Genomic DNA, 16,381 nt, shown 5'->3' with positions numbered 1-16,381 from the left:
TTGCGGTTATAAACCTTGATCGTCCCCGTCACCGCTTCCATCACCTTTCCCCTGCATCTCGTTACTACTTGCGTACAGTGCCTGGCACCATAAAACCGCAGGAATGCAGAACTGACTACTGTCAGAGTTGACAGGTAGACGGGGTTTAACGACCAGTGGTAGTGATTGTTTGCTGAGCAGGCGGAAGTTATTTTTTTCGCTTGCGGGATTTGCGCGCCTTGGGCGGCGCATCGATTTCGCTGCAGGGATTGCCCGTTGCCTGAACGGGTACCGCATTGCCTTCGCGGTCGCGGGCGACAAAACCAATGCCCTTGACGGCGTCAAACCACCTGACCGTAGCCCTGTCCATGACCGCTCTCCCGAGCCGCGCATAGAGGCGCACCTCGCCGCTCTATCTAACAGTGAAGGCGGTGCAATGGATACTGTCAAAGTTGACAGGTAAGAGGGGAGAAATGAGCGCGTGGGAGGGCTGGGTGGTGACTGGGTATTGCCAAAACACTCTTTAAGTCAACTGTCAACTCTGACAGTAGTCAATGCTATGAAAGGGGTGAAACATGCAGCTTTACTCTTACTGGAGATATAAATCATGGCCTTTACTGACAGCTCTTTCACAAACATCGCTGTAGGCACCAAGCTTATAGTTGTTGAACAACGAGATCGCGCTCATCGCAATGGCACCTTTATTTCCGCAAAAAATGGCACATTGACCATTTACTGGACGACCTACGGCAAAAACATGCCGTTTTCTTACGACCAGATTGATTCCGTAAAAATAGGAGACAGCACCCTTAATGAAGACGGATCATTAAGAGCACCAAAATCAAGTGAAGAAGACGGATCATTAAGAACACCAGAATCAAGTGAAGAAGACTTTGATTAATTAATTCACCCCATGAAAAAGCAAGTGAACATCAGGAATCGCGGCGCAACTCCGGCGGAATCGGCAGGTCTTTGAGCGGGTCCGGCCGTTTGCCCTTGCCTGCGCGGTATTGGCGGATCTGGTACACGTAGGCCAACACCTGCGCCACCGCCAGGTACAGGCCTGCGGGGATTTCCTGGTCGAGGTCGGTGGAGTAGAAGATCGACCGCGCCAGCTCCGGCGACTCCAGCAGCAGGATGTCGTTGGCCACGGCGATTTCGCGAATCTTCAGCGCGGTAAAGTCGCTGCCCTTGGCCAGCAACATCGGTGCGCCGCCCTTCTCCGGGTCGTATTTGAGCGCCACGGCGTAGTGGGTCGGGTTGGTGATGACCACGTCGGCCTCCGGCACCGCCGCCATCATCTTGCGCTGGGACATTTCCCGTTGCAGTTGGCGAATCCGCTGTTTGACCTCGGGTCGGCCTTCCTGGTCTTTGTGTTCGTCACGCACTTCCTGCTTGGTCATCAGCAGTTTCTTGTGGCTTTCCCACAGCTGGATCGGCGCATCCACGGCGGCGATGATGATCAGCCCGCAGGCCATCCACAGCGCACTCCAGCCCACCACCTGCACGCTGTGAATAATTGCCGATTCCAGCGGTTCATGGGCAATGCGCAGCAAGTCGTCGATATCGGATGACAACACCGTCAGCGCCACAAACAAAATCAAAATGAATTTGGCCAACGCCTTGAGCAACTCCACCAATGCCTTGGTGGAAAACATGCGCTTGAGCCCAGGCCCAGGGTTCATGCGGCTGAACTTGGGCGCCATGCTGCCGGCGGCAAACAACCAGCCACCCAAGGAAACCGGCCCGATCAGTGCTGCCAGCAACAGGGTGATAAGCACCGGCTGCACCGCCAGAATCGCGATCTTGCCGGAGTGCAGCAGGTACTGGCCCATGGCGCCGGGGCTCAGCAGCACTTCGCGCGGCAGCGAAAAGTTGAGTTTCATCAGCTCCATCAGGTCCAGCGCCAGGCCGCCGCCGTAGATCAGCAGGCCACCGGCACCGGCGAGCATCACCGCCAGGGTATTGAGTTCTTTGGAGCGGGCAATCTCGCCCTTTTCCCTGGAGTCCTTTTTACGTTTCTCCGTGGGGTCTTCTGTTTTGTCCTGGCCACTCTCGCTCTCGGCCATGGCTCAACGCGCCCGTGCCAGATCACGTAAGAACTGCAAGGCGTCGGTGGCCAGCGGTTGATACTGATTGAGAATGTCGGCCATGCCGATCCAGAAAATCCCCATGCCCAACACCAGGGTCAGCGGGAAACCAATCGAAAAAATGTTCAGTTGCGGCGCCGCACGGGTCATCACGCCAAACGCGATGTTGACCACCAGCAGCGCAGTAATCGCCGGCAGCACCAGCAACAACGACGCGCCGAGCACCCAACTCATGCGCCCAACCAATTCCCAGAAGTGATTGACCACCAACCCTGAGCCCACCGGCAAGGTGGTGAAGCTTTCGGTCAGCACCTCGAACACCACCAGATGCCCATTCATCGCCAGGAAGATCAAGGTCACCAGCATGGTCAGGAACTGCCCGATCACCGCCACTGACACGCCGTTGGTGGGGTCGACCATGGACGCGAAGCCCATGCCCATCTGGATCGAGATGATTTGCCCGGCGATCACAAAGGCCTGGAAGAACAAGGTGAGGGAAAAGCCCATCAGCGCACCGATCAGGATCTGTTCGGCAATCAGCAATAACGCGCTGAGGTCCAGGGCATTCACCGGCGGCATCGGCGGCAAGCCGGGCACGATGACGATGGTAATGGCGAAGGCAAAATACAGGCGGATGCGCCTCGGCACCAAGGTGGTCCCGAACACCGGCATGGTCATCAGCACCGCCGTGACGCGAAACATTGGCAGGATAAAAGACGCCACCCAGGTGCTGATCTGGGTGTCGGTCAAGGCCAGTACCGATTGCATCCGGTCAGCCGATCAACTGCGGAATACTGCCGTACAGCTGCAGGATGTATTCCATAAAGGTTTGCACCAGCCACGGGCCGGCGACGATCAGGGTGATCAGCATCACCAGCAAACGCGGGAGGAAGCTCAAGGTTTGTTCGTTGATCTGGGTCGCGGCCTGGAACATCGCCACCAGCAGGCCCACCAACAGGCTCGGCACCACCAGCACGGCGACCATCATGGTGGTCAGCCATAGCGCTTCACGGAACAGGTCGACCGCTACTTCTGGCGTCATGTCACTACACCCCGCCGAAACTGCTGGCCAGGGTGCCGATAATCAGCGCCCAGCCGTCCACCAGCACAAACAACATGATCTTGAACGGCAACGAAATAATCAGCGGCGACAGCATCATCATACCCATGGCCATCAGCACGCTCGCCACCACCAGGTCGATGATCAGGAACGGGATAAAGATCATGAAGCCGATCTGGAACGCGGTTTTTAATTCGGAGGTGACGAATGCCGGTACCAGAATGGTCAGCGGCGCCTGATCCGGCGTGGCAATGTCGGTGCGCTTGGACAGGCGCATAAACAGCTCAAGGTCGCTGGAGCGGGTTTGCGACAGCATGAAGTCCTTGATCGGGCCCTGGGCCTTGTCGATCGCGTCCTGGGCCGTGAGTTTCTCGGCCAGGTAGGGTTGCAAGGCTTGCTGGTTCACCTTGTCGAACACCGGCGCCATGATAAACAGCGTCAAAAACAGCGCCATGCCGGTAAGGATCTGGTTCGACGGTGTCTGCTGCAGGCCCAGGGCCTGACGCAAAATCGAGAACACGATGATGATCCGCGTGAAGCTGGTCATGAGCATGACAAACGCCGGGATAAAACTCAGCGCAGTCATGATCAGCAAAATCTGCAGGCTGACCGAATACTCCTGGGCGCCGGCAGCGTTGGTGCCCAGGGTGATCGCCGGGATCGACAACGGGTCGGCCGCCAACGCCAGAGGCGCGGCCAGCAACAGCATGAGCGTCAATAAAACGCGCATTACTTCTTATCCTTCTGATCCTTGCCCAGCAACTCCATCAGGCGCTGGGCGAATTCCGGCGTGGCGGCCTCGGTCTTGGTGGCTTCCACCGGCGTCTTGAGCACGTGCAACGGGGTGATGCGGCCGGGCGTGATGCCGAGCAGAATCTGCTCCTCGCCCACCTGCACCAACACCAGACGATCACGCGGGCCGAGGGCACGCGAGCCGATCATCTCGATCACCTGGGCATTGCCCGGCCCGATGCGCTGCACGCGGCGCATCAGCCAGGCGAGCACGAAGATCAGGCCGACCACCAGCAACAACCCAAGCACCAGCTGGGTCAATTGCCCACCGATGCCACTGCTGACCACCGGCGCCGCAGTGACCGCTTGGGCGACCGGCTCAGCCGCGATGGCGCTCAATGGCAGCGCCAGAAACAGTCCCGCCATCGAATACTTCATCTCAGCGCAACTTCTTGATGCGTTCGCTTGGGCTGATCACGTCCGTCAGGCGGATGCCGAACTTCTCGTTGACCACCACCACCTCGCCATGGGCGATCAGGGTGCCGTTGACCAGCACGTCCAGCGGCTCACCGGCCAGGCGGTCGAGCTCGATCACCGAACCCTGGTTGAGCTGCAGCAGGTTGCGGATGTTGATTTCGGTGCTGCCGACTTCCATGGAGATCGACACCGGAATGTCGAGGATCACATCCAGGTTCGGGCCGTCGAGGGTCACCGGGTCATTGTTTTTCGGCACGCTGCCGAATTCTTCCATCGGCAGGCGTTTGCCGGCCGGCGCACTGGCGGCGTCGGCGGCCAGCAGCGCATCGATGTCGTCCTGGCCCACATCGCCGGTTTCTTCCAGGGCCGCAGCCCATTCGTCAGCCAGGGCCTGGTCTTCGGCGGAAGTGTTTTCGTGTTCGGTAGCCATTACATGTCCTCGGCGCAGCAAAAATTCATCGGTAGAAGGGGCAGATCAGCGACGGTTGATCGGTTCGATCACTTGCAACGCCAGGTTGCCCTTGTGGGAGCCGAGCTTGACCTTGAACGACGGCACGCCGTTGGCGCGCATGATCAGCTCTTCCGGCAGTTCCACAGGGATCACGTCCCCCGGTTGCATGTGCAAAATATCGCGCAATCGCAGCTGGCGACGGGCCACAGTGGCGCTTAAAGGCACGTCGACGTCCAGCAGGTCTTCGCGCAGGGCCTTGACCCAGCGCTCGTCCTGGTCGTCGAGGTCGGACTGGAAGCCGGCGTCGAGCATTTCGCGTACCGGCTCGATCATCGAGTACGGCATGGTCACGTGCAGGTCGCCGCCGCCGCCATCGAGTTCGATGTGGAAGGTGGACACCACAATGGCTTCGCTGGGGCCGACGATGTTGGCCATGGCCGGGTTCACTTCCGAGTTGATGTACTCGAAATTGACTTCCATGATCGCCTGCCAGGCTTCCTTCAAGTCGATGAAGGCTTGCTCCAGCACCATGCGCACCACACGCAGTTCGGTGGGGGTGAATTCACGCCCTTCGATCTTGGCGTGGCGGCCGTCGCCGCCGAAGAAGTTGTCCACCAACTTGAACACCAGTTTGGCGTCGAGGATGAACAGCGCAGTGCCGCGCAGCGGTTTGATCTTGACCAGGTTGAGGCTGGTGGGCACGTACAGCGAGTGCACGTATTCACCGAATTTCATCACCTGCACGCCGCCCACCGCCACGTCCGCCGAACGGCGCAGCATGTTGAACATGCTGATACGGGTGTAGCGGGCGAAACGCTCGTTGATCATCTCCAGAGTCGGCATGCGCCCACGGACGATGCGATCCTGGCTGGTGAGGTCATAACTTTTGACGCTGCCGGGCTCGGCAGCCATTTCGGTCTGTACCAGACCATCGTCGACGCCATGCAACAGCGCGTCGATTTCATCCTGGGACAGCAGGTCTTGCACGGCCATGTCGTGATCCTACTGCAATACGAAGTTAGTGAAGAGCGCCTGCTCGACCACGACTTTGCCGAGCTCTTTCTGGGCCACTTCCTGCACGCTGGCAGTGACCTTCTGGCGCAGCATTTCCTGGCCGACCGGGGTGGCCAGGCTGTCGAAGCTCTGACCGGAGAACAGCATCACCAGGTTGTTGCGGATCACCGGCATATGCACTTTAAGCGCATCCAGGTCCGCCTGGTTGCGCGCCAGCAAGGTGATGCTCACCTGCAGGTAGCGTTGACGACCGTTCTGATTGTAGTTGGCGACAAAGGCCGGCAGCATCGGTTCGAAGATTGCCGGTTGCTTGACGTTAGTGGCGGTTTCGGCGGCGGGGGCCGGTTTGCTCGCACTGCTGTGCATGATGTACCAGGTGCCGCCAATCGAGGCGCCAATGGCCAGGAGCAGGCCCAGCACAATCAACAGGATCAGCTTGAGCTTGCCTTTGCCTGCGGGTGGGGTTGCTGCTGCGTCGTCGCTCTTCGCCATGCCAATAATCCGTCACTATTCGGGGATTCATAGATCTACGGGAAGGCAAGAGCAAGTGTTATGCCAGAGTTGTCTGGCAGCTGGGGAGAGAACAAACACCACAAACCAAATGTGGGAGCTGGCTTGCCTGCGATAGCGGTGTATCAGTTACAGAAGTATTAACTGCCCCACCGCCATCGCAGGCAAGCCAGCTCCCACATTGACCGCGTTTTTTGGCTCAGGTCAGGCGTAATAGTCGACTGCGCTGGAGCCGATCACGGTCTGGCTCACCGGCGCGACCGCCGCCGCCACTTCAGCAGCGTCACCCGCATCGCCGCCATCACCACGCCCGCCACTGCCGCTTATGCCGCGCGCCTGGTTCTGCTGCTGTTGCTCCTGGCCCTGCCCCTGCCAGCCACGGGACTGGTCAGACACATTGACGTCGACCTGCCCCATGCCTTGCTGGGCGAACATCTCGCGCAAACGGCCGGACTGGCTTTCCAGCGCTTCACGCACCACGGCGTGGCCGCTCATGAAGCTGACCTGGGCCTGCTGGTCGGCGGTCATGTTGACCTTGATATCCAGGCGCCCCAGCTCAGCCGGCTGCAACTGGATCTCCGCCGACTTGAGGTTGGCGCTGGACAGGTACATCACGCGGTTGACCACTTCTTCGGTCCAGCCACTCTGGTGCATGGCCAACGGCGCATTGGCTACGGGCGGCAAGGCATTCGCGGTTTTCGGCGTGGCGGCCTGGGTCAGCGCGGCCAGGCGGTTGGCGAAGTCGTCGACGCGGGTGTCGCTGCTGGCGTCTTTCAGATCCTTGAGGCCGCCTTCGATCAGCCCACTGAAGGCCTTGTCGCCGCCTTGGTCAGTGCTGTCTTTGGTGGCTTGCTGGTCAACCATGTTGGCCAGACCTGCAGCAAAGTTCTGCGCGGCGGTCGGCTGATCCTGAGCGGTGGTCGGGGCGGCTTTCTGCGGCGTCTGGCTGCTGGCCGAGACGTGGCCGCCCTGCTCCATGGCCAGGCGCACGGCCGGCATCGAATCCAGCGGATCGGCTTCAGGGTCGAAGGCCGGTTGCTTGGCATCTTCCGTCACCGCAACCGGCGCGGAGACCACCGGCTGGGCCTTGTCATCATTGGCCGCTACCGGCGCAGGCGTTGGCACCGGGACAGGCACCGGCGTAACAGCGGCAACCACGGCCGGGTCAACCACCGGATCAACCGGAGGCTGCTGCGCCAGGGCCGGGTCGCTGGGCTTGTCGTCATCACTGCTGGCGCTGTCGTCGGACTTGGCCGGTTTGGCAGGCAAGGGATTGCCGCTATCGGCAACCGCTGGCGTGCTGGCGGCAGGTTTGTCGTTGCTGGCGACCGACTTGGCAGTGGTGTCCGAAGGCTTGTCACGCGAGGCTTTTACCGGGCTGTCGTCGGTCTTCAGCGTGGGCTTGGGGCTTTGGTTGGCGAACACTTGAGCGAAGCCAGGGCCCTTGTCCCGTGGGGCCGCTGCCGCTATAGCCGGTGTGGCGGCAGGCGCTTGAGGCTTGGCCGCAGCGGCAGCCTGAAGGAGCGAATTGGGGGCGACTGGCATAGGTAAAGGTCTCCACTGCATTGGGGGTCGGGGATGCAGTATTGGGAGATAGAGCAAGAGTCGGGCCAGGTTTGCGGAGCAAAGACGAATGACAGGTAAAACGCAGTCTAAATGTGGGAGCGGGCTTGCTCGCGAAAGCGGTGTGTCAGTCAATGAATTCGTTGCTGACACACCGCTTTCGCGAGCAAGCCCGCTCCCACAGTTTGATCCGCACAGGTCTGATACAACTGCGGTGATTCAGAGACCGAAGCGCTGCCTTTCCGACTCATACAGCGGCCGCACCAGCGCAAACTCATGATCAATCTGATCAACCAGCGCACCCAAGTCCGCCGTCAACTCGACGGACTCCGCCTCCAACCGCTGACACAACTGCGCCAGCCGCACCGCGCCGAGGTTGCCACTGCTGCCCTTGAAGCTATGCGCAATCCGCCCCAGCGCCTTGGCATCACCACGCGACTTGCGCAGCGCATCGATGCGCTTTTGCGAATCGTCCAGGAAGGTATCCAGCAATTTCGGATACTCGCTTTCCATCACTTCCTGCAGGCCCATCAACACATCAGGGTCCAGATGAATCTCAGGCACTTGTTCGCTCCTTGATCAAGAATCGGCGGATTATGCCAGAGCTCCCCAGCAAAACTCCACGCACACACTGCGCCCGCCATCGGTCCAGCGTACATCGCTGCTCAGTTGCCGTACCAGGCTCAGCCCACGGCCAGACAAACGGTCTATATCCAGCGGCCGCGCCAGCACCTGTTCGACGTCAAACCCAGGCCCACTGTCCTCGATGCGCAGCGTCATTTTGCCGCCCGGCGCAGTCGGCACCACCTGCACATGCACACGCACATAACCGTTGTTCAACTGCGCCAGGCGCTCGTTGCGCTGACGGTAATACTCGGCAAACCCCTGGGCATCGCGTTTGAGCCGCGAATCCAGGCCCAGCACGCCATGCTCCAGCGCATTGGAATACAACTCGGCCATCACACTGTACAGCGCCCCGCTCTGCCCACGCAGGCCATGAATCTCCAGCAACAGTTGCAGCAGGTACGGCAACGGGTTGTAGCTTTTCAGCGTGCGCGCACGAAACTCGAAACTCACCGACCAATCCAGCGGGCACGACTGGCCACTGTCGGCATACAGGGGCTCAGCCGCCCGCGACGGCTGGCCAGGCTGCAAGATGATCTCGACCATGCTGACATCATCGCGCGCCTCACCCCGAAACGCCGCCAGCGCCTGCTCAATGTCTTCGAACAAACGGTCGGGCTTGCGGTTGCTGGCAAACACCTGCTGCAAACGCGCCGCACCAAACAACTGCTCATTGGCGTTGGCGGTATCCAGCACCCCATCGGACAACAAGAACACCCGGTCGCCCAGGGCCATGGGCCAGACTTCGGTGCTGTCATCAAATGCCTGTGCCGACAGCACGCCCAGCGGCAGGTGCCGCGATACCAACGGCGTGCGCTTGCCCGTGGCGATCTCATGCACATAGCCGTCGGGCATGCCGCCGTTCCACACCTCCACCACGCGCCGCTGGGTACTCAGGCACACCAGCGTGGCGCAGCAGAACATGTCCACCGGCAGGATGCGCTTGAGCTTGGCATTCATCTCACGCAGGGTCTGCGCCAGGCCGTAGCCCTTGGCGGTCATGCCATAGAACACCTCCGCCAGCGGCATGGCGCCCACGGCGGCGGGCAGGCCATGGCCGGTGAAGTCACCGAGCAGCACATGCATGTCGCCGGATGGCGTGTAGGCCGCCAGCAACAGGTCGCCGTTGAACAGCGCATAAGGCGATTGCAGGTAACGAATGTTCGGCGCCGCATTGATGCAACCCGAATGCGCCACCTTGTCGAACACCGCCTTGGCCGCACGTTGCTCATGCAACAGGTAATCGTGGTGCCGGGCGATCTGGTCACGCTGGCGCAGCACCGTGGCCTGCAGGCGCCGCAAGCGGTCCATGGCATTGATCTTGGCGGCCAGGATCAGCGGGTTGTAAGGCTTGGGCAGGAAGTCATCGCCGCCGGCGTCCAGGCACTGGGCCAGGGCTTCACTTTCGCGCAGCGAGGTGAGAAAGATGATCGGCACCAGCGCCTCGCCCGCCAGCTGCTTGATCTGCCGCGCCGCCTCAAAGCCGTCCATCACCGGCATCAGGGCGTCCATCAACACCAACTGCGGGCGTTCACGGCTGAACACCTCGACGGCTTGCGCGCCATTCGTGGCGGTGAGCACCTGATGGCCCTGACGCCGGATGATGGTCGACAGCAACAGCAAATCGGCGGCGCTGTCTTCGGCGATCAGGATCGTCAGTGGTTCGAGAACCGGGGCCAGGGTGCTCAACTGAGATCAAACAGTTTGTCGAAGTTGGAGATGGCGAGGATCTTGCGCACATCGGAATTGCTATTGATCACCTGCACTTCGGCTTCATCGCCACCGGCATGGTCACGCAACAGCAGGAGCATGCCCAGGGCCGAGCTGTCCATGTAAGTGGTGTCCTTCAAGTCCACCACGTAGATCTCGGGCACTTTGTAGAACCGCTCGTAGGCTTCACGAAAGGCTTGGTGGCTACCGAAATCGAATCGCCCCTTGACCCTGATCGTCAACTTCGTCCCATCCAGGGATACTTCTGACTCGACTGACATGTGACTGCTTCCTTGTCATTGGCAATGTGCAACAAGGTTTAGCAGCTGATAGAGATGTGAGCAACACTGATACTCAAATGTGGAGCCAGCTCCCACAGTAGGCCACTGGAAGCCGTCAGTACTGTGACTGGCGAGGAAGTCGCTGTGACAGCTCATCGAGCAGCTTTTGCTCGCGCTTGTCTTCAATCGCCCGCGCTTCGTCGATATAGCGCTGCACCAGCTTGCGCAAACCTTCAACGCGAGCAAACGCCGCCTGCCAACTTTCGCGGGCTTTATCGAGATTGTTCTGGTGCCAGGCGAGGCTCTGGCGCTGCTGGCCCACAGCAGTTTCCAGCTGGTTGAGAAAGCCCTGATAACCCATCAGCCACTGGCCGGATACGCCCTTGCTGCCGCGCTCGATCCACTGCTGCTGGTACTCGCCGCGAAAGCGCTCCAGGTCACCCAGCTTGCTTTCCGCCAGGCGCACCTGGCCCTGGAAGTAACCCAAGCGCTGCACGGCGGTTTTTTCGGCCTTTTCGGCCATGTCCACCACCGGGGCCAGGCGTGAAGAGCGGGTGCTGGCCATGGCTTAACCGCCCGGCGCCGGGGCGAAGATCGAGCCCAGGTGCGCTTCGCTTTCGCCCATGCTGATCTTGTCGTTAAGGCCTTGGCGCAGGTAGCTCACCAGTTGCGGTTGCAGCGCGATGGCCAGGTCGGTTTCGCGATCACCACCGGCCACGTAGGCGCCGACGCTGATCAAATCGCGACTTTGCTGATAACGCGACCACAGTTGTTTGAAGTGCTGCGCCCGGGCCATGTGCTCGGGCGTGACCACCGCCGGCATCACCCGGCTGATCGAGGCTTCGATGTCGATGGCCGGGTAGTGCCCTTCTTCGGCCAGGCGCCGCGACAGCACGATGTGGCCGTCGAGCACGCCCCGCGCCGAGTCGGCAATCGGGTCCTGTTGGTCATCGCCTTCGGACAACACCGTATAGAACGCAGTGATTGAACCGCCACCGGCCTCGGCATTACCCGCGCGCTCCACCAGCTTGGGCAGCTTGGCGAACACTGACGGCGGGTAACCTTTGGTGGCAGGCGGTTCGCCGATGGCCAGGGCGATTTCCCGCTGGGCCTGGGCAAAACGCGTGAGCGAGTCCATCAGCAACAGGACATTCTTGCCCTTGTCGCGAAAATATTCAGCGATGCGCGTGCAGTACATCGCGGCGCGCAGGCGCATCAGCGGCGCATCATCCGCAGGCGACGCGACCACCACCGAGCGTTTGAGACCTTCTTCACCGAGGCTGTGCTCGATGAACTCTTTCACTTCACGGCCGCGCTCGCCGATCAGCCCGACCACGATAATGTCGGCCTCGGTAAAGCGCGTCATCATGCCCAGCAACACTGACTTACCCACGCCGGTACCGGCAAACAGGCCCAGACGCTGGCCGCGACCGACCGTCAATAAACCGTTGATGCTGCGAATGCCCACGTCCAGCGGCACGCTGATGGGGTTGCGGTTGAGCGGGTTGATGGTCGGGCCGTCCATCGGCACCCAGTCTTCGGCCTTCATGCCGCCCTTGCCGTCGAGTGCGCGGCCGGCGCCATCGAGCACGCGGCCGAGCATGCTCATGCCCATGGGCAGGCGGCCGGTATCGGCCAAGGGCACTACGCGGGCGCCGGGGGCGATGCCCGCCAGGCTGCCCACGGGCATAAGGAAAATCTTGCTGCCGGAAAAGCCCATCACCTCGGCTTCGACCTGCACCGGGTGGTAGCTGTCGTCGTTGATCACCAGGCAGCGGCTGCCCATGGCGGCGCGCAGGCCTTCGGCTTCGAGGGTCAGGCCGACCATGCGCAACAGGCGCCCTTCGAGAATCGGCTGGCCGGGCAACTCCGTGGCCTCGGCGTAGCTGCCCAGGCGCTTGGCGAAGCTGGTGCGATCAAGGCGCATCGGTAGCGTCCAGGTCCACACTCAGGTCCGGCTCGGCCGGGTGCAGGGCCTGTTCATGCAGTTGATCAAACAACTTGGCCATGATCTGGCTGATGCGGGTTTCCACCGTGGCATCGATGCGGCTGTGTTCGGTTTCGACGCGGCAGCCGCCAGGTTGCAGGCTGGCATCTTCGACGATGCGCCAGGTTTCTTCATGACGCTCGCGCAGGGCTTTGACCTGTTCGAAATCCTGCGGGTTGATGTACAGGCGCACATTGCCCACGCCCAACGGCAACAGCTTGAGGGCTTCGCGCATGACGCTTTCGATATGGCTGGAATCGAGCACCAATTCGCGCTGGATGACTTGGCGGGCGATGTGCTCAACCAGGCCGACCATGGCTTTTTCGATCTGCGTATCCTGCTCGGCAATCGGGTCGAACAGCGTGCCCATCAGCCGCTCCAGGCTGGCGAGTTTGACGCTGAGCGCCTCTTCGGCCTCCTGGCGCACCTTGAGGGTGGTGCTGCGAAAGCCGTCTTTTTCGCCGGCCGCAAAGCCTTCGTTATAGGCTTCCTGGCGGATGGCCTCGAGTTCTTCCAGGGTCAGTGGCTGGACTTCATCCAGCGGCACTTCTTCCATCTCTACCGGGGCTTCAACCACCGGTTCAGGCTCGGGCTCCGGCACATGCGGATCGAAGCTGGGCAGCGACCAGATGTCGAACCCGCCGACATCCCGTGCGCGAATCAGATCGCTGGGCGTCTCATCTTTGTTCGACATGGGTCGCGCCTTAGATCATTTCTTCGCCGCCCTTCCCGCCGAGAACGATTTCTCCGGCTTCGGCCATACGGCGGGCAATGGTGAGGATTTCTTTCTGCGCGGTTTCGACGTCGCTGACGCGCACCGGGCCTTTGGCTTCGAGGTCGTCGCGCAACAGTTCGGAAGCACGCTTGGACATGTTCTTGAAGATCTTCTCTTTGACGTTTTCGTCCGAGCCCTTGAGGGCCAGCACCAGCACGTCGGAGGAGACTTCGCGCAGCAACGCCTGGATGCCACGGTCGTCGACATCGGAGAGGTTGTTGAACACGAACATGAGGTCTTCGATCTGGCCGGACAGGGTGTCGTCGATCTCGCGGATCGAGTCCATCAACTGGCCTTCGACCGAGCTGTCGAGGAAGTTCATGATGTCGGCTGCGCGCTTGATGCCACCCAAGGTGGTGCGCGAGGCGTTCGAGTTGCCGGAGAACTGCTTCTCCAGAATCGTGTTGAGTTCTTTGAGCGCCGCCGGCTGCACGGTGTTCAGCGACGACACGCGCAGGATGATGTCCAGGCGCACTTTATGGTCGAAGTGGCCGAGCACTTCACCGGCCTGGTCCGGGTCGAGGTAAGCGACGACGATCGCCTGGATCTGCGGGTGCTCGTAGCGGATCACGTCAGCCACCGCGCGCGGTTCCATCCACTTGAGGCTGTCCAGGCCACTGGTGTTGCCGCCCAGCAGGATGCGGTCGATCAGGCCGTTGGCCTTGTCTTCGCCGAGGGCCGAGGTGAGCATCTTGCGGATATAGCTGTCGGAACCGACGCCCAGGCTGGTCTGGTCGCCGACGATCTCGACGAACTCACTCATCACCTGCTCGACTTGCTCGCGGTGCACATTGCGCATCTGCGCCATGGCCACGCCCACACGTTGGACCTCTTTAGGCCCCATGTGGCGCAGCACTTGGGCGGCGTCGGTTTCACCCAGGGACAGCAGCAGGACTGCGGCTTTGTCGACCTTGGTGAGCTTGGCAACAGCGGCTCGATTATCACTCATCTGCGTTGATCCACTCTTTCACGACCTGAGCCACACGGCCCGGGTCTTCTGCTACCAGACTCTTGATTGCATTCAGCTGCGCGTCATAGCCTTCGCTCGGGCTTGGCAACAGGATGCTTTGCGGGCCGCCGAGGCTGACACGGTCGTTGGCCAGTTCGCCATCCAGGCCGCCCATGCCACCCAACTCGACGTCGCCACCGGCCAAAGCCAGCTGTTTCTTGCCGTTGCCGGTGATGTTGTTGAGCACCGGACGCAGCACACCGAACACCAGCACCAGAATGAACAACACACCCAGCACTTGTTTAACGATGTCCCAGAACCACGGCTGCGTGTAGAACGCCGGGTCGGCGATCACTTCGGCGCGCTCGGCGGAGAACGGCATGTTGATTACGCTGACGCTGTCTCCACGGCTGGCGTCGAAACCGACGGCGTCCTGCACCAGGCGTGTGAAGCGCGCCAATTCATCGGTGCTCCACGGCGCACGGGTGACGGCGCCGTCTGCCGGGTTGACCTTGACCTGATCATCGACCACCACCGACACCGACAGGCGATTGATCTTGCCCTGTTGCTGCTTGGTGTGGCTGATGGAACGGTCGAGTTCGAAGTTCTTGGTCGACTGGTTACGCTTGTCCGCCGGGTACGGCGCGAGCATCGGCTGGCCGGTGGCCGGGTCCATGATCTGCTGGCCGTTGGCGTCCAGCAGTGGCTGGCCTGGCTGAATCGCACCAGCCGTAGCGGCCGCGCCACCCGTGGTTTGCGGCGCAGTCGCCGGGGCCGGCGGCTGGTTGCTCAGGGCACCCGGCACACCTTGCGGGCCATTGCTGGCGGTGCGCTGCTCGCTGGTGGACTGCTCGCTGCGCAGCGCCGGCTGGTCCGGGTTGAACTGTTCGGAGGTCGACTCGACCGCGCTGAAATCCACGTCGGCGGACACTTCAGCCTTGTAGCGATCGTTGCCCAACACCGGTTGCAGGATGTTGTGCACCCGCTGGGTGAGCATGCTTTCCATGCGGCGGCTGTAATCGAACTGTTTGCCGGCCTGGGTCAGCGCGGAGTTTTCGGCCTGATCGGACAGCAGGTTGCCCTTCTGGTCGACCACGGTGATTTGCGACTTGCTCAATTCGGGAACGCTGGTGGCCACCAGGTTGATGATCGCCAGTACCTGGCCAGGCTCCAGGGAGCGGCCGGAAAACAGTTCAACCAACACCGAGGCACTTGGCTTGCGTTCGTCACGCACGAACACCGAGCTTTTCGGGATCGCCAGGTGCACGCGGGCGCCCTTGACGTTGTTCAGGCTGCTGATGGTGCGCGCCAGTTCGCCTTCCAGGCCACGCCGATAACGGGTGGCTTCCATGAACTGGCTGGTGCCCAGGCCCTGGTCCTTGTCGAGAATTTCAAAACCGATATTGCTGTCGGACGGCGTTACACCGGCCGCAGCCAGCTTCATGCGCGCACGGGCCACGTCATCGGCCTTGACCAGCAAGGCGCCGGAGTTGGGCTCCACGGTATAAGCGATGTCGGCGGCGGCCAGGGTTTCCATGATCTGCTTGGAATCCATGCCGGCCAGGCTGCCGTACAGCGGGCGGTAATCGGGTTGTTGCGACCACAACACCACGGCAAAACCAATCGCCACGCTGGCAGCCAGGCCGACCATCAGGCCCACCTGCCGCAGCATGGTCATTTCCGAGAGGTTTTCCAGGAACGACAGGCCAAACAGCGGCGGCTTGCCGTCTGCCTTGGCGGGTACGTTGTCGGAGACTGCTTCTGCCATGACTTAAATCTCGTCCTTAAACCGGCATCTGCATGATGTCTTGATAAGCCTGAACCAGCTTGTTACGCACTTGGGTCAAGGCTTGAAAGGAAACGCTGGCCTTTTGCGAAGCGACCATCACATCGGTGAGGTCCACGCCGCTCTTGCCGATCTCGAAGGCGGTGGCCAACTGACTGGAGGCTTGCTGGGTGTCGCTGACTTTGTTGATTGCCTGACCGAGCATGTCGGCAAAACTGCTTTGGCCCAATTCCGGCGCTGGCGCGACGGATTTCGGTTGAGCCATGGCATCCATTTGCATGGAGCGCATATCCAACATCAACCGATTGAACTCAATACCCTGGCTCATGACCTTCTCTCTCCGACGACCCGCAATTTTTTGACACTACGCAGCGGTTACTACGGGTGGTAGCA

The 16,381-nt window shown here is 60.9% G+C and carries 20 protein-coding genes; 1 reads left to right on the top strand and 19 read right to left on the bottom strand.

Annotation, left to right across the window (positions count from 1 at the left end):
* Positions 1-187 precede the first annotated feature (187 nt).
* Positions 188-382 carry a cold-shock protein gene (locus FFI16_RS05855; RefSeq protein ID WP_256666233.1) on the bottom strand — a complete coding sequence of 65 codons (195 nt, stop codon included), beginning with the start codon at positions 380-382 and terminating at the stop codon, positions 188-190.
* 204 nt (positions 383-586) lie between these two features.
* On the opposite strand from FFI16_RS05855, the gene FFI16_RS05850 reads away from it, so the two are divergent.
* Complete coding sequence (locus FFI16_RS05850) at positions 587-880, top strand: hypothetical protein (RefSeq protein ID WP_138814492.1); 294 nt, start codon at positions 587-589, stop codon at positions 878-880.
* A gap of 31 nt (positions 881-911) precedes the next feature.
* Here the strand turns inward: FFI16_RS05850 and flhB are convergent, their stop codons facing one another.
* The 18 genes from flhB to fliE form a co-directional block, all read right to left on the bottom strand.
* Complete coding sequence (flhB, locus tag FFI16_RS05845; protein ID WP_138814491.1) at positions 912-2,048, bottom strand: flagellar biosynthesis protein FlhB; 1,137 nt, start codon at positions 2,046-2,048, stop codon at positions 912-914.
* Positions 2,049-2,051: 3 nt separating this feature from the next.
* On the bottom strand, positions 2,052-2,837 hold the full coding sequence (gene fliR, locus FFI16_RS05840; RefSeq protein WP_138814490.1) for a flagellar biosynthetic protein FliR: 786 nt from the start codon (positions 2,835-2,837) through the stop codon (positions 2,052-2,054).
* A 4-nt stretch (positions 2,838-2,841) separates the two neighbouring features.
* Positions 2,842-3,111, bottom strand: coding sequence for a flagellar biosynthesis protein FliQ (fliQ, locus tag FFI16_RS05835; RefSeq protein WP_003214552.1), 270 nt, complete (start codon positions 3,109-3,111; stop codon positions 2,842-2,844).
* Between the two features lie 4 nt (positions 3,112-3,115).
* Positions 3,116-3,859: a flagellar type III secretion system pore protein FliP gene (fliP, locus tag FFI16_RS05830; protein ID WP_017134948.1), complete on the bottom strand. Its 744-nt coding sequence runs from the start codon at positions 3,857-3,859 to the stop codon at positions 3,116-3,118.
* Complete coding sequence (gene fliO, locus FFI16_RS05825) at positions 3,859-4,299, bottom strand: flagellar biosynthetic protein FliO (protein WP_138814489.1); 441 nt, start codon at positions 4,297-4,299, stop codon at positions 3,859-3,861. Before fliO ends, fliP begins: the two co-directional genes overlap by 1 nt.
* Position 4,300: 1 nt before the next feature.
* Entirely contained in the window at positions 4,301-4,768 is a 468-nt protein-coding gene (gene fliN, locus FFI16_RS05820; protein ID WP_053257298.1) for a flagellar motor switch protein FliN, read from the bottom strand.
* Between the two features lie 45 nt (positions 4,769-4,813).
* A complete protein-coding gene (gene fliM / locus FFI16_RS05815) occupies positions 4,814-5,782 on the bottom strand; it encodes a flagellar motor switch protein FliM (RefSeq protein ID WP_010166091.1) in 969 nt (322 codons plus the stop codon).
* A 9-nt stretch (positions 5,783-5,791) separates the two neighbouring features.
* The gene (gene fliL / locus FFI16_RS05810) at positions 5,792-6,295 is read right to left on the bottom strand and encodes a flagellar basal body-associated protein FliL (protein WP_017134945.1); all 504 of its coding nucleotides are present in this window, start codon (positions 6,293-6,295) and stop codon (positions 5,792-5,794) included.
* A 222-nt stretch (positions 6,296-6,517) separates the two neighbouring features.
* Positions 6,518-7,858 (bottom strand): flagellar hook-length control protein FliK, encoded by a 1,341-nt coding sequence (locus tag FFI16_RS05805; RefSeq protein ID WP_138814488.1) that lies wholly within the window; start codon positions 7,856-7,858, stop codon positions 6,518-6,520.
* 237 nt (positions 7,859-8,095) lie between these two features.
* Positions 8,096-8,440: an Hpt domain-containing protein gene (locus tag FFI16_RS05795; protein WP_138814486.1), complete on the bottom strand. Its 345-nt coding sequence runs from the start codon at positions 8,438-8,440 to the stop codon at positions 8,096-8,098.
* A gap of 30 nt (positions 8,441-8,470) precedes the next feature.
* Complete coding sequence (locus tag FFI16_RS05790; protein ID WP_138814485.1) at positions 8,471-10,189, bottom strand: fused response regulator/phosphatase; 1,719 nt, start codon at positions 10,187-10,189, stop codon at positions 8,471-8,473.
* The gene (locus tag FFI16_RS05785) at positions 10,186-10,491 is read right to left on the bottom strand and encodes an STAS domain-containing protein (RefSeq protein WP_138814484.1); all 306 of its coding nucleotides are present in this window, start codon (positions 10,489-10,491) and stop codon (positions 10,186-10,188) included. The genes FFI16_RS05790 and FFI16_RS05785 overlap by 4 nt, the downstream gene beginning before the upstream one ends.
* Before the next feature lie 115 nt (positions 10,492-10,606).
* Positions 10,607-11,056 carry a flagellar export protein FliJ gene (fliJ, locus tag FFI16_RS05780; protein WP_016972024.1) on the bottom strand — a complete coding sequence of 150 codons (450 nt, stop codon included), beginning with the start codon at positions 11,054-11,056 and terminating at the stop codon, positions 10,607-10,609.
* Positions 11,057-11,059: 3 nt separating this feature from the next.
* Positions 11,060-12,418 (bottom strand): flagellar protein export ATPase FliI, encoded by a 1,359-nt coding sequence (fliI, locus tag FFI16_RS05775; RefSeq protein WP_138814483.1) that lies wholly within the window; start codon positions 12,416-12,418, stop codon positions 11,060-11,062.
* On the bottom strand, positions 12,408-13,172 hold the full coding sequence (gene fliH / locus FFI16_RS05770; RefSeq protein ID WP_138814482.1) for a flagellar assembly protein FliH: 765 nt from the start codon (positions 13,170-13,172) through the stop codon (positions 12,408-12,410). Before fliH ends, fliI begins: the two co-directional genes overlap by 11 nt.
* Positions 13,173-13,182: 10 nt before the next feature.
* Positions 13,183-14,202, bottom strand: a complete 1,020-nt coding sequence (gene fliG, locus FFI16_RS05765) for a flagellar motor switch protein FliG (protein ID WP_010208743.1) — start codon at positions 14,200-14,202, stop codon at positions 13,183-13,185.
* The gene (fliF, locus tag FFI16_RS05760; protein WP_017134938.1) at positions 14,195-15,970 is read right to left on the bottom strand and encodes a flagellar basal-body MS-ring/collar protein FliF; all 1,776 of its coding nucleotides are present in this window, start codon (positions 15,968-15,970) and stop codon (positions 14,195-14,197) included. The genes fliG and fliF overlap by 8 nt, the downstream gene beginning before the upstream one ends.
* Before the next feature lie 16 nt (positions 15,971-15,986).
* Entirely contained in the window at positions 15,987-16,316 is a 330-nt protein-coding gene (gene fliE, locus FFI16_RS05755) for a flagellar hook-basal body complex protein FliE (RefSeq protein ID WP_017134937.1), read from the bottom strand.
* Positions 16,317-16,381 lie beyond the last annotated feature (65 nt).

The sequence above is a fragment of the Pseudomonas sp. KBS0710 genome (assembly GCF_005938045.2).
Classification (GTDB): Bacteria; Pseudomonadota; Gammaproteobacteria; order Pseudomonadales; family Pseudomonadaceae; genus Aquipseudomonas.
Note: the sequence above shows the minus strand (reverse complement) of the source record. Positions and strands in the feature narration are given on the sequence as shown.

What these genes read in the sequence shown, in the direction of transcription:
- FFI16_RS05850 (WP_138814492.1), top strand. Translation starts at nt 587, where the DNA reads ATGGCCTTTACTGACAGCTCTTTCACAAACATCGCTGTAGGCACCAAG.
- flhB (WP_138814491.1), bottom strand. Translation starts at nt 2,048, where the DNA reads ATGGCCGAGAGCGAGAGTGGCCAGGACAAAACAGAAGACCCCACGGAG.
- fliR (WP_138814490.1), bottom strand. Translation starts at nt 2,837, where the DNA reads ATGCAATCGGTACTGGCCTTGACCGACACCCAGATCAGCACCTGGGTG.
- fliQ (WP_003214552.1), bottom strand. Translation starts at nt 3,111, where the DNA reads ATGACGCCAGAAGTAGCGGTCGACCTGTTCCGTGAAGCGCTATGGCTG.
- fliP (WP_017134948.1), bottom strand. Translation starts at nt 3,859, where the DNA reads ATGCGCGTTTTATTGACGCTCATGCTGTTGCTGGCCGCGCCTCTGGCG.
- fliO (WP_138814489.1), bottom strand. Translation starts at nt 4,299, where the DNA reads ATGAAGTATTCGATGGCGGGACTGTTTCTGGCGCTGCCATTGAGCGCC.
- fliN (WP_053257298.1), bottom strand. Translation starts at nt 4,768, where the DNA reads ATGGCTACCGAACACGAAAACACTTCCGCCGAAGACCAGGCCCTGGCT.
- fliM (WP_010166091.1), bottom strand. Translation starts at nt 5,782, where the DNA reads ATGGCCGTGCAAGACCTGCTGTCCCAGGATGAAATCGACGCGCTGTTG.
- fliL (WP_017134945.1), bottom strand. Translation starts at nt 6,295, where the DNA reads ATGGCGAAGAGCGACGACGCAGCAGCAACCCCACCCGCAGGCAAAGGC.
- FFI16_RS05805 (WP_138814488.1), bottom strand. Translation starts at nt 7,858, where the DNA reads ATGCCAGTCGCCCCCAATTCGCTCCTTCAGGCTGCCGCTGCGGCCAAG.
- FFI16_RS05785 (WP_138814484.1), bottom strand. Translation starts at nt 10,491, where the DNA reads ATGTCAGTCGAGTCAGAAGTATCCCTGGATGGGACGAAGTTGACGATC.
- fliJ (WP_016972024.1), bottom strand. Translation starts at nt 11,056, where the DNA reads ATGGCCAGCACCCGCTCTTCACGCCTGGCCCCGGTGGTGGACATGGCC.
- fliI (WP_138814483.1), bottom strand. Translation starts at nt 12,418, where the DNA reads ATGCGCCTTGATCGCACCAGCTTCGCCAAGCGCCTGGGCAGCTACGCC.
- fliH (WP_138814482.1), bottom strand. Translation starts at nt 13,172, where the DNA reads ATGTCGAACAAAGATGAGACGCCCAGCGATCTGATTCGCGCACGGGAT.
- fliG (WP_010208743.1), bottom strand. Translation starts at nt 14,202, where the DNA reads ATGAGTGATAATCGAGCCGCTGTTGCCAAGCTCACCAAGGTCGACAAA.
- fliF (WP_017134938.1), bottom strand. Translation starts at nt 15,970, where the DNA reads ATGGCAGAAGCAGTCTCCGACAACGTACCCGCCAAGGCAGACGGCAAG.
- fliE (WP_017134937.1), bottom strand. Translation starts at nt 16,316, where the DNA reads ATGAGCCAGGGTATTGAGTTCAATCGGTTGATGTTGGATATGCGCTCC.